11 protein-coding genes and 2 pseudogenes are annotated in these 11304 nt (G+C 60.8%); 8 read left to right on the forward strand and 5 right to left on the reverse strand.

Annotated features, from left to right (window positions below; all coding sequences use genetic code 11):
- Window positions 1-12: 12 nt before the first annotated feature.
- A complete protein-coding gene (locus CDA63_RS01890) occupies window positions 13-444 on the forward strand; it encodes a rhodanese-like domain-containing protein (protein ID WP_199797477.1) in 432 nt (143 codons plus the stop codon).
- A 92-nt stretch (window positions 445-536) separates the two neighbouring features.
- On the opposite strand, the gene CDA63_RS01895 is transcribed toward CDA63_RS01890, so the two are convergent.
- Window positions 537-1472 (reverse strand): polysaccharide deacetylase family protein, encoded by a 936-nt coding sequence (locus CDA63_RS01895; RefSeq protein ID WP_088462740.1) that lies wholly within the window; start codon window positions 1470-1472, stop codon window positions 537-539.
- 127 nt (window positions 1473-1599) lie between these two features.
- Between CDA63_RS01895 and dapA the strand changes: the two are divergent.
- Together dapA and CDA63_RS01905 are read left to right on the forward strand one after the other, a co-directional pair.
- Window positions 1600-2468 (forward strand): annotated as a pseudogene (dapA, locus tag CDA63_RS01900) (4-hydroxy-tetrahydrodipicolinate synthase).
- 11 nt (window positions 2469-2479) lie between these two features.
- Window positions 2480-3031: a prolyl hydroxylase family protein gene (locus CDA63_RS01905; protein WP_088462741.1), complete on the forward strand. Its 552-nt coding sequence runs from the start codon at window positions 2480-2482 to the stop codon at window positions 3029-3031.
- Window positions 3032-3039: 8 nt separating this feature from the next.
- Here the strand turns inward: CDA63_RS01905 and CDA63_RS01910 are convergent, their stop codons facing one another.
- Together CDA63_RS01910 and CDA63_RS01915 are read right to left on the reverse strand one after the other, a co-directional pair.
- Window positions 3040-3840 carry a (Fe-S)-binding protein gene (locus CDA63_RS01910; protein WP_242434514.1) on the reverse strand — a complete coding sequence of 267 codons (801 nt, stop codon included), beginning with the start codon at window positions 3838-3840 and terminating at the stop codon, window positions 3040-3042.
- A 73-nt stretch (window positions 3841-3913) separates the two neighbouring features.
- Window positions 3914-4768, reverse strand: a complete 855-nt coding sequence (locus tag CDA63_RS01915) for a hydroxymethylglutaryl-CoA lyase (protein WP_088462743.1) — start codon at window positions 4766-4768, stop codon at window positions 3914-3916.
- Window positions 4769-4894: 126 nt separating this feature from the next.
- On the opposite strand from CDA63_RS01915, the gene CDA63_RS01920 reads away from it, so the two are divergent.
- The 5 genes and pseudogenes from CDA63_RS01920 (at window position 4895) to CDA63_RS01945 (ending at window position 9765) form a co-directional block, all read left to right on the forward strand.
- On the forward strand, window positions 4895-6232 hold the full coding sequence (locus CDA63_RS01920) for a M23 family metallopeptidase (RefSeq protein WP_088462744.1): 1338 nt from the start codon (window positions 4895-4897) through the stop codon (window positions 6230-6232).
- 256 nt (window positions 6233-6488) lie between these two features.
- Window positions 6489-6941: a thioredoxin family protein gene (locus CDA63_RS01925; RefSeq protein ID WP_088462745.1), complete on the forward strand. Its 453-nt coding sequence runs from the start codon at window positions 6489-6491 to the stop codon at window positions 6939-6941.
- Between the two features lie 190 nt (window positions 6942-7131).
- A pseudogene (locus tag CDA63_RS01935) lies at window positions 7132-8075 on the forward strand (FAD:protein FMN transferase).
- A 47-nt stretch (window positions 8076-8122) separates the two neighbouring features.
- On the forward strand, window positions 8123-8371 hold the full coding sequence (locus CDA63_RS01940; protein ID WP_088462748.1) for a DUF4266 domain-containing protein: 249 nt from the start codon (window positions 8123-8125) through the stop codon (window positions 8369-8371).
- 101 nt (window positions 8372-8472) lie between these two features.
- Window positions 8473-9765, forward strand: a complete 1293-nt coding sequence (locus CDA63_RS01945) for a DUF3570 domain-containing protein (RefSeq protein WP_088462749.1) — start codon at window positions 8473-8475, stop codon at window positions 9763-9765.
- 206 nt (window positions 9766-9971) lie between these two features.
- Here the strand turns inward: CDA63_RS01945 and CDA63_RS01950 are convergent, their stop codons facing one another.
- Window positions 9972-10514: a hypothetical protein gene (locus CDA63_RS01950; protein ID WP_088462750.1), complete on the reverse strand. Its 543-nt coding sequence runs from the start codon at window positions 10512-10514 to the stop codon at window positions 9972-9974.
- A gap of 329 nt (window positions 10515-10843) precedes the next feature.
- Window positions 10844-11299, reverse strand: coding sequence for a hypothetical protein (locus CDA63_RS01955; protein ID WP_088462751.1), 456 nt, complete (start codon window positions 11297-11299; stop codon window positions 10844-10846).
- Between the last annotated feature and the right edge of the window lie 5 nt (window positions 11300-11304).

The raw sequence follows: 11304 nt of genomic DNA on the forward strand, positions 1-11304 counted from the left end.
AAACTCTTTTCTATGCTTCGCCATTTGCTGCTGATTACCCTGGCCTTCGCGCCGCTAACCCTGATGGCTCAGACGTCGGCGTTGCCGGCTGCACCGGCCGCTGCGCCCAAGCCGCCCGTTGTCGGTGCTATTTCCGTGGCGGCGGTGCCCGTAACGCCGGTAATGCAGGTAAAGAAAACCCTGGCTCAGTCCAATGTCGTGCTGCTCGATGTGCGCACGCCTGAAGAATTCGCCACTGGCCACCTGCCCGGGGCCGGCAACCTCGATTTCCGTGCCCCCGACGTAGCTGAGCAACTCCAGAAGCTCGACCCCAACAAAACGTATGTAGTGTACTGCGCCAGCGGTAACCGCAGCAATAAAACTGCTCTCCTTATGCAGGAAAAAGGCTTCAAGCACGTCGTAAATGCCGGGGCCTATAAGGATCTGAAGGACGACATCAAGTAGACGCCTGACGCGTCGTAAAAGGCAACGCCGTTCGACTAGCCCTAATGGGAAGTCGAACGGCGTTGCCTTTTACGACGCGTCAGGCGTCTACTTTAGAAGCTCTGTACCATGCTGTTGTGCAGGGTGCGCGGGCTCCAGTAGCCGCTGGCAATGATGCGGCGGATGGTGAACAGTGGGTCCTGCTGGTCGCGCTTTTCGGCCAGGATGAAGGCCGCATCCATGCCGCGCTTCTTGAGCTCAGGAATGGCTTCCTGATTCCAGAGGCCGAAGGGGAAGGCAAAGTAGTTGATTTTCTTGCCCGTGATTTCTTCGAGCTGCTTGGTCGGCTTCTCGATTTGCGTTACCCAATCCTGGCCCTGGTATTTTTTCACGTTGTGGTGGTCCCAGGTGTGGGAACCGATGACGTTGCCCTCGTCGGAGAGCTGCTTCACCTGCGCCTTGCTCATGTAGTTGGGGCGGCCCAGGCTCACGGTCATGATGAAATACACGGCCTTGAAACCGTACTTATCGAGCGTGGGGCGGGCCACGGTGAACTGATCGAGGTCGGTGTCGTCGAAGGTGAGCATGACGGGCTTGCTGGGCAGCGCCGCGCCGGTGATCAGGTAGGCGTAGAGCTGATCGGGCAGAATGCTGTGGTAGCCCGAGTCGGCCAGCATCTTCATGTGAGCCTTGAACTGATCGACGGGAATGATATAGTCCTTAGCGTTTTTAGAGTCCTTGGCCCGCCAGTCGCGGATCTGGTGGTAGCACAGAATCGGCACCTGGGGGCGGGCCGTAATGGTGGCGGCATCGGCCCGCTGGCCGGCCGGAATGCTGGCCGGGCTGCCGGCGCTGTTCATGGTGGCGGCCGTGGCGTTGCCGGTGGTGGTGGTTTCGGCGGTTTCGGCCGAATCGGCGGTCATGGCCGCGGTGGCGGCGTTAACGGCGGTATTTTCGGTGGCGGCGGCGGTTTTAGCGTCGTTGCAGGCGGGTAGCACGGCCAGGGTTGCCAGCGCGGCGGCCAGCAGGGGGTACTTGGGAAAGCTCATGGAAAGAAATAACACGGCCCGGATGGCAGCGGACCGAACTTTGAAAAAATGACGGGCCGACCTTCCTGCCGGCGTCTGTATCTTCGCCGCGGGTCTTCCCTTCACAAAGCAACCGCTTATTTCCCGCATGGACAAATTCCGTGGCACCGGCGTCGCCCTGGTTACGCCCTTCCTCCCCTCCCCCGACCGCGCCGTAGATTATCCGGCCCTACGCCGCCTCATAGATTTTCAGCTCGACGGCGGCGTGGAATACTTGGTCATCAACGGCACCACTGCCGAGTCGCCGACCCTTGCCACCGACGAGCGGGCCGAGATTATGCGCCTGGCCCGCGAGCACACTGCCGGCCGCGTTCCGTTGGTATACGGCTTGGGCGGCAACGATACGGCCGCCCTGGTGCGCACCATCGAAAGCACCGATTTCAGCGGCTACGACGCCCTGCTTTCGGCCTCGCCCTACTATAACAAGCCCAGCCAGCGCGGCATCATCGCCCACTACCAGCGCGTGGCCGACGCCAGCCCGGTGCCCGTGATTCTCTACAACGTACCCGGCCGCACCAGCTCCAACCTGACGGCCGCCACGACTCTGGAGCTGGCCCAGCACCCCAACATCATCGGCATCAAGGAAGCCAGCGGCAACCTGGAGCAATGCATTGCCATTGCCGCCGCCAAGCCCGCCGATTTTCTGCTGATTTCGGGTGATGACATGATGACGACCTCCCTCATCAGCTTCGGTGGCGCGGGCATCATCTCGGTGTTGGCTAACGCCTTCCCCCGCCGTTTCTCCGACATGACCCGCGCGCCCTCAATGGTCAGTTTGCCGAGGCCAGTGAGTTGCTATTCGGCTTCGTGCCCCTCAACCCACTCATGTATGAGGAGAGCAACCCCGTGGGCGTGAAAGCCGCCCTGGCCGCCCAGGGCTTGTGCGCCGACGCCGTACGGTTGCCATTGGTGGAGGTAAGTGCAGAGCTCAAACAACGGATTCAAAACGCCATGTAAACTAGCTACCGATGAAACTCACGCAGATTGCCGATTCCATATTTACCATTGAAGAGCTGATGACTCGCAAGGAGTGTCTGGAAAATATTGCGTTGAGTGAGGGCATTGGCTACGAACTGGCCAAGGTAAATACCTCGGCTGGTAGCAGGGTGCGGACGGATATACGCAATAATAACCGGGCTTTTTACAACAACGAGGAGCTAGCCCAGAATCTATGGAATAAAGCCGCCCCATTTGTACCTAGCCAACTCGGCAACAGCACGGCCATTGGCCTAAACGAGCTATTCCGCTTCTACCGCTACCAGCGCGGCCATCAGTTTAAAGGGCATTACGACGAAAGCTACATTCGCAACGAGCATGAGGCCAGCTATTACACCTTCATGGTGTACCTGAATGACAACTTCCAAGGCGGTGATACCACCTTTCGAGGTTTGCGCATTGTCCCTCGGCAAGGTATGGCGCTTATCTTCCTTCACAGCCTATACCACGAAGGTAGCGAGGTAACGCAAGGCGTCAAATACGTACTGCGTTCGGATGTCATGTACCGGACGGCTCTTGAGTAACCCGCACGTTACCAACCACTAGCCAGCACATCGGCCACGTGCAGCGTCTTGATGGGCTTTTTCTCGCGGCGGATGTAGGCATCGAGGTGCATGAGGCAGCTCGTGTCGGTGCTGATGAGGTAGTCGGCGCCGGTGGCCAGGGCGTGCTCCACTTTCTGCTCGGCCATGGCTACCGATATGGCTTCGAATTTCACGGCGAAGGTGCCGCCGAAGCCGCAGCAGGTTTCGGTTTCGGCCATTTCGAGGCGCTCCAGGCCGGGCACGGCATCCAGAAGCTGGCGCGGGGCCTCGCGGATGCCGCACTCGCGCAGGGCCGCGCAAGAGTCGTGGTAGGTATACTTGCCCGTTAGCTTCGCCTGCGGGACGCTGGCAATGCCCAGCACGTCCACCAGAAACTCGGTTAGCTCGAAGGCCCGGCGCTGCACGCCGTGGTAGCGGCCGGCATCGGGGGTGTTCTCGAACAGCTCGGCGTAGGTGTTGCGCACCATGCCAATGCAGGAGGCCGAGGGGCTCACGATATAGCGTTCCTGCTCGGTCGGAAAGTCAGCCAGAAACTTGCGGGCCACCTCGCAACTCTCGGTTTTGTAGCCCGCGTTGTAGGCCGGCTGCCCGCAACAGGTTTGGTTGGTGTTGTAGTGCACCTCGCAGCCCACGGCCTCCAGCACCTTCACCATATTCATGGCCGTGTGCGGGAAAAGCTGGTCTACGAAGCAGGGAATGAAGATATCGACGGCGGTGGGCATGGGGCAGAGGATAATTGGAAGGATAAAATCGTCTGTCATGCTGAGCAGCGCGAAGGACCCTATCATGCCTGAATGAGTTGACTGTGTCAAGGTCTTCAATCGTGATAAGGTCCTTCGCGCTGCTCAGGATGTCAGACAACTAATGCCCTGCAAAGATGCGCTGATTCAACCGCATGGCTTCGTTCAGCGCCTCTAGGTTCACGCCCGGCTCCAGCCCAACCTGGGTCGAAAACTCCAGGAGCCGCTCGCTGGGCATGTTGCCGGTGAGTTCGTCGGTGGCCATTGGGCAGCCGCCGTAGCCGCCCAGCGCCCCGTCGAAGTGGCGGCAGCCAGCCTCGTAGGCGGCCTGCACTTTCTCATGCCAGGTGTCGGGCGTGGTGTGCAGGTGGGCCCCGAAACGGATGTGCGGGTAAGCGGCCGTCAGCTCGCGGAAGGCAGGGCTGATGGTGGCCGGTGTGCTGGCCCCGATAGTATCGGACAGCGCCACGATGCCCACACCCAACCCATCCAGCTTCTGGGTGAACTCGCCCAGCACGGCCGGGCTCCACGGGTCGCCGTAGGGGTTGCCGAAACCCATGCTCAGGTACACCACCTGCTGCTGGCCGGTGCGGGCGCAGATGTCCTGCATCCGGGCCACATCGTCGAGGGCCTGGGCAATGCTTTTGTTGGTGTTACGCTGCTGAAACGTTTCCGACACCGATAGCGGGAAGCCGATGTAACGGATTTGCGGATGGCTGGCGGCCGTTTTGGCCCCGCGCAGGTTGGCTACAATGGCCAGCAGCATGGTGCCCGACTGGCTGAGGTCGAGGCCGTCGAGCACTTCGGCCGTGTCGGCGAGCTGCGGAATAGCCTTGGGCGAGACGAAGGAGCCGAAGTCGAGCACGTTGAAGCCCACTTTGAGCAGGGCGTTGAGGTAGTCGATTTTGTCGGCCGTCGGGATGAACTCGGGCCAGCCCTGCATGGCGTCGCGCGGGCATTCGGTGAGGTAGAGCATGGGGTAAAGATAAGCGGGGAGGCGATGAATGAGTGGCTGGCTCGTGCATTCCCCCATTCAGCCCGTCGAACTACTCGACCCCGGCCGGGGTTTACCTGGCTCCGCTATTTCTGCTGACGTTGTCCTATGCCGCACCGCCTTCGCGCCCTGCCCGTTCTTGTTGTTGTTCTACTGCTGAGTGCCTGTAGCCAGACCAAAACCCTGCGGGGCTTGTTCCAGCAAGCCACTCCCCACGAAACCTACGCCCGCCGCCTTGGCCAAGCCGGGCTGGCCGAAACGGCTCTGGGCCGCGACTGGCTCCGGGCCGCCGACCAGGCCCTGCGCGATTCGCTGACCGTAAAGTTGCCCTACCAGGAATCGGGCTTTTTCCCTACTGACCGGGCCGTGGCGCTGGGCCTGCGCTACGGCGTGCGCACCGGCGAAACCATCCACGTCAGCCTTACGCTGGCCCCCGGTACGGCCCCGCCCAAGGTTTTTCTGGATGCATTTGAGCTAAGCCCCGACCGGGTCACCGCGCCCCGCCACCTGCTGGCCGCCGACACCGCCGACCTTTCCTTTCGGTACGTGGTGGAGGCCGACCGCCAGCACCTGCTGCGGGTGCAGCCCGAGCTGTTGCGCGGGGGCCGCTACACGCTCAGCATCCGCCGCGAGCCCAGCCTGAGCTTTCCGGTGCAGGGCAAGTCCGATAAGGCTATCGGCTCGTTCTGGGGCGCGGGCCGCGACGGCGGGGTCCGCCGCCACGAGGGCGTGGATATTTTTGCGCCCCGGGGCACGCCCGCCCTGGCGGCTGCGGCCGGCATCGTTACCCGCGTGAACGAAACCAACCTGGGCGGCCGGGTGGTGTGGCTGGCCGATGCCGCCCACGGCCAGCACCTCTACTACGCCCACCTCGATAAGCAGCAAGTGCAGCCTGGCCAACGCGTGCGTATTGGCGACACGCTGGGCCTGGTGGGCAACACTGGCAACGCGAAAACCACCCCGCCCCACCTGCACTTCGGCGTGTACCGCAACGGCGCCCTCGATCCGCTACCGTTCGTGCGGGCGGCCGACGTGCTGCCCACCCCACCCCGCAAGCTACCCGCCGAGCTGGGCCAGTACGTACGGGCCCGCGAAACCCGCCTAGTATTGCGTCGCACCCCCGCCACCAAGGCGGCTACCGCCGCCACTACCGAGCGCCCGACGCCGCTACTGGTGCTGGGCACGGCGGCGGGTTGGCTGCGAGTGCAACTGCCGGGGGGCCGGAGCGGCTTCGTACTGGCCACCGCCGTGCGCCCCGCCGCCCCATTGCGACGCGAGAAGCTAGCGGCCGAGGCCGAATTGCAATCCTTTCCGCTGCCCGGGGCACCCGCCGTGGCCGAGCTGCCAGCCCAAACGGCCGTGGCGGTGCTGGGCGAGTTCGGGGGCTACCGGCTTGTGCGCCAGGCCAACGGCCGCACGGGCTGGGTGCTGGTAAAGCCCGCTTAGACTTCAGTTTTCAGTTGCCAGTAAAAGGTACGCCGCATGAGTGGCCTGCATGGCTGGTTTGCACAGCCTTTTGTCCTTGTGTTTTCTTCACGGGGCCTTCATGCAGCAACGCGTACGTTTGAACCGGTGATTGGAGTAAAAACGCGGGGCAGCTTTTTCGGAAGCTGTTCCGCGTTTCCTTTTCCCCGGCCCGGTAGTTGCCTCGTATACAGTTCAGGTTGACTATTTTTCTTTTCCCTTCTGACTCTTACATTCCATGCGAACCATACTTTTTTCCGCTGCTTTTTCGCTGACTTTACTTGCCACCGCTCCTGCTACGGCCGCCACTTGGAACAGCACCCTCGATGCGGCCATGGCGCAGGCCAAAGCTACCAACCGGCCCGTGTTGGCCGTTTTCTCGGGGTCCGACTGGTGCAAGCCCTGCATCATGCTCAAGCAGGAAGTATTCGACAAGCCCGAGTTTGAGCGCTTTGCCCAGAACAAGTTCGTACTGGCCCGTTTCGATTTTCCGCGGGGCAAGAAAAACAAACTCCCCGCCGACCAGACCAAGCAAAACGAGTTGGCCGCCTCCAAGCTAAACCAGGAAGGCTCCTTCCCGCTGGTCGTCCTAATTTCGCCCGAAGGCAAAGTGTTGGCCAAAACCGGCTACCGCCCCGGCGGCGAGGCTGCCTACGAGGCCCACCTCAACTCCCTGTTGGCCCGCAAATAAGCCGTTTCTTCGCACCGGCTGGTACGGCATTTCCGCCATACCAGCCGTTTTTTTGGGTCAGCTTCCCTCCCATCCTATGTCTGTTGCCCGGTTACTCTGCTTTTTTGGGTTGCTGCTTCTAATGCTGCCGTTGCTGCCAGCACAGGGAGCGGCCACCCACCCACGCAATTTCAGCAAGGAAGCACACCTGATGGGCTCCCACTTCACCTATACGGTGGTGGCCAACAACGACACGTTGGGCTGGACTGCCCTAAATGCGGCCATTGCCGAAACCCGCCGCATCGACCGGCTCATGTCGTTCTGGGATTCAACTTCCCAGATTACCCAGGTAAACCGCGCCGCCGGCCTGCGCCCGGTCGTCGTCGATCAGGAAGTATATGACCTAATTGAGCGGACGCTGCGCATTTCGGCCCTGAGCGGCGGGGCGTTCGACATCACGTTTGCTTCGGCTGATAAGATTTACAAGTTTGACCGCCAGGAACACCCGCTGCCCGCCCCTGCTGTGATGCAGCGGCCGTGGCCCGCATCAACTACCGCAACGTCGTCCTCGACCCAGCCCGGCACACGGTTATGCTCAAGGATAAGGGTATGCGCATGAACCTGGCCGGGGTGCTGCAGGGCTACGGTATCCGGCGGGCCCGGCAGGTGCTCGACAAGCTCGGCATCAAGGGCGGCCTGCTCAACGGCTCGGGCGACATCCTGTGCTGGGGCCGCCAAGCTGACGGCTCGCTCTGGCGCGTGGCCATCGGCGACCCCGACCACCCCAACAGCATTTCCAGCTGGGTGCAGGTAACCGATGTGGCCGTGGTAACGGCCGGCAACTACGAGCAGTACTTCACTTCCGGCGGCAAGGTCTACGGGCACATCATCAACCCCGCCACCGGCCTGCCCGCTACGGGGTTGCGCTCCGTCACCATTATCTGCTCCGATGTAGAGCTGGCCGACTGCCTCGATGAAGTGGTCTTCGTAAAAGGTCCGGTGGAAGGGCTGGCCTTCATCAACCAACTTAAAGGCGTTGACTGCACCCTGATTACCGACGACAACCGTACGTTGGTTTCCAAGAATATGCAGGTTAATTATTACCGTAACGATGCCCCCGCAACGCCGGTTACGGCCCCGGCAACCCAGCCTTAGCCCAGCCGTTTGCCGTTTAGCTCCCCAACTCGCCTTCTCCACTCCCCATGCATCAGTTTCTACATTCCTTGCCGCTACGCCGCCCCCTGCTAAGCTTGGCCGGACTAGTGCTGGCGGCGGGCGGCCTATCGGGCTGCGTGTCGGTGGCGGCCTATGAGAAAGTATATCTCAACGATGAGGACATGAAGCTTGCCAACAAGCGGGTGGAAGTGTATGAAACCAACTTCGAATCGTACCGCGAAGGAGCTGGCGGTGCCAACGGAGGCAAAGTTGGCGGCGGCTGTGGCTGCAATTAGCTGTTAGCTGTTAGCTGTTAGCTCAAAACGTTATCCTGACGCGCTGAATTGCCTTTCTGGCGTTCTGGCGTTTCCTTTCTCCCCTTCTGCTCCCCTCGCGCATGTCTTTATTTACTCGTTTTTTTCGTCCGGCCCGGCTGTTACCGGTGGTGCTGGGCTTGTTGCCGGTGCTGGGCTGGGCCCAGGGAGGCATTACGCCCAACCGGATTGATGGCTCAGGCGTGCCGCTCACGCCCCAGACCAACGCGGCCAACGCCCAGGTGGGTGAAACAGAAATCAATATTCTGGGCAGCTACTACCAGCAAGACGGCACCCACGGGGCCGTGCAGGGCGGGCGCGGCACCGAGTACCTCACCGACGTCACGCCCACCATTATCCTCAACATCCCGCTCGACACCGTGAGCCGGCTCACGGCCAACATCGGGGCCGACTTCTACGCCTCGGCCTCCACCGACCGCATCGATGGCGTGGAAGGTCTCTACCTATCTACCCCTTCTGCCCACGATGCCCGCATTCACGCCGACTTCGGCTACTCGCGCGAGAACCGGGCCCAGCACCGCATTGTGGGTATTGGCGGCGGCGTGTCGAAGGAGTACGACTACTTCTCGGTAAACGTGGTGGGCTCCTACGCCAAAAGCTCGCGCGACGGCAACCGCGAGTTCAGCGTGGCCGGCCAAGTGTACCTCGACCAAGCCAAGCTTATTTACCCCACCGAGCTACGCACCGGCCAGCAGCTGGTTCCTACCGATAAGCGCCAGAGCTATAACCTCTCGCTGGTCTATTCGCAGGTGATCAGCCAACGCCTGCAACTGGCCGTCAGCACCGAATTGGTGTACCAGCACGGGCTACTGAGCACGCCTTTTCACCGGGTCTATTTCCGGGAGCCCGGCATTACGGCCCCTAAGGTGGAGCAGCTACCCCAGAACCGCTTCAAGTACCCGGTAGCATTACGGGCCAGCTACTTTGCTTCCGACTTTGTGCAACTGCGCGGTTTTTACCGCTTCTACAACGATAACTTCGGCATCACGGCCCACACCTTCGAGCTAGAAACACCCATCAAGGTGACGCCCTTCTTCGTGCTCTACCCCTTCTACCGCTTCCACCACCAGACGGCGGCCAAGTACTTCGCCGCTTACGCCCAGCATTCCGTAGCCGACGAGTTTTATACCTCCGATTACGACCTGTCGGCTTTCACGGCCAACAAGTACGGCTTGGGCCTGCGCTACTCACCGGTGTACGGTATCAGCCGCTTCAAAACGCCCTTCAGCGATGGCCAGGGCGGCCGCAAAGTAGCCAAGTTCAAGTCGCTCGATGTGCGCTACGCCTATTACCAGCGCAACATCAACTTCAACGCCAACCTCATTAGCTTCGATCTGGCCTTTACGATGCCGTAAGTGAGAAGTGAGAAGTGAGAAGTGAGAAGTGAGAAGTGAGAAGTGAGAAGTGAGAAGTGAGAAGTGAGAAACGGTACGGGCACCTACTGCGTCCTGGCTGTTTTTGGAAAGCATTTTCCCGACCACATACCGCTTACGACTGCAAAGGTCACCAATGCAAAAGCGCCCCCAGACAGATGCTGCGCTTTTGCATTGGTGACGCACCTTTACTCGGCGATGACGACGGCCCGACTCAGCTTCTTGGAATAGGCCAAGCGCCGTTCCCGGCCATCGGCCGAAGGGTAATCGAAGCCCACGGCCTTGGAGTCACCTTTCACCGACGTCCACGACTGAGCATCGACGTTTTCGGGTTGGGTAGCGGCCTTGGGTACGGCGGGCTGCACAAATCGGTCGTCGCGGAAGAAGTTGTTCATGCCCTGCAAAATGGCAATCTCCCGGTCGCGCACAGTCACGGTCTGGGCATCAGCTAAATCCTGGTCACGGATGAGAGCCGTAGCCGGCATGCTTTCCTTGCGGAGCGTGTCGCCGGTGCTGCTAATGATGATGAAGTACGCCTCCGAGGTCGAAATTTTAGGGCCGCGCAGCTGCAGAACGAAGTTGTCCTTGGTTTTGGGAGAGGAGAAGGTGTGGCTGGCATTTACAGTGCGGAGCACCGTGCGGGCATTCACGCGGCCCCGGTTGGCTTCAGTCGGAGGCGTAAATAAGCGGTCAGCATTCTTGGAAGTCCCCACCTCACGCTCCGTGTTCAAACAGGAGGTCAGTTGGAATAAGCAAAAGACTCCAATGGCGGGGAATAAAAAGTTTTTCATGGAAAAAGAATATACTATCGGCAAATCGGTTCGGCAAAATACAAAACCTTACGCAAGTCCGGAAACTTCCACCCTCTACGTAGCGAAGAGTTTCCAGGCTAACACACATATCCCGGCCGGCAAGTTCAACAGGGCCTACCAGTTCAGCAGCACGGTCGGGCGGTGCCACATGTGGCAGTTACCCATTCGCGCAGACACGATTATGCGGCTGGGCTATCTACGCAATAAGCCCCCAAAAAGACTGTCGGAAAAGCTTTTTTTTCGGTTTATTAGAAGATCCCCAGTTCCACCCCTACCAACCAACGGGGTAGTTCCGGATACGTGGGGTCGGCGGCAGTGCTGAAGGTATTGGCCAGCCGGTAGCGGGCCACGGCGGCGTAGCGGCCCGAGCCCAGGCGGGTTCCCAGGCCCCAGCTCCAGCGGCGCAGGTAGTCGGGGCGCTGCTCTTTTACCAAAGTGCGGGCACTGCCGTTGGCCCCGGGCCGGTCTTCGTAGGTGTGGGTGGTGCTCAGGGCCCAGCTGCCCCAGGCGCTCAGGTCGAGGTAGTGCCCAATGATGTTGCCGCGCCGCCCGAAATTCAGGCGTCCGAAAGGCTCCAGTTGCACCTGCCCCAGGTTCAGGGCCTCGCGGTAGTGGGTGGCGGTATTGGGCAACAGCTTGGTGCTGTTTTGCCGCAGTTGGTATTGCAGGCGGGCGTAGCGCACATCGAGGCCCGCCGCCAGCATGGGGC

Source organism: Hymenobacter amundsenii, from assembly GCF_002204745.1.
Taxonomy (GTDB): Bacteria; Bacteroidota; Bacteroidia; order Cytophagales; family Hymenobacteraceae; genus Hymenobacter; species Hymenobacter amundsenii.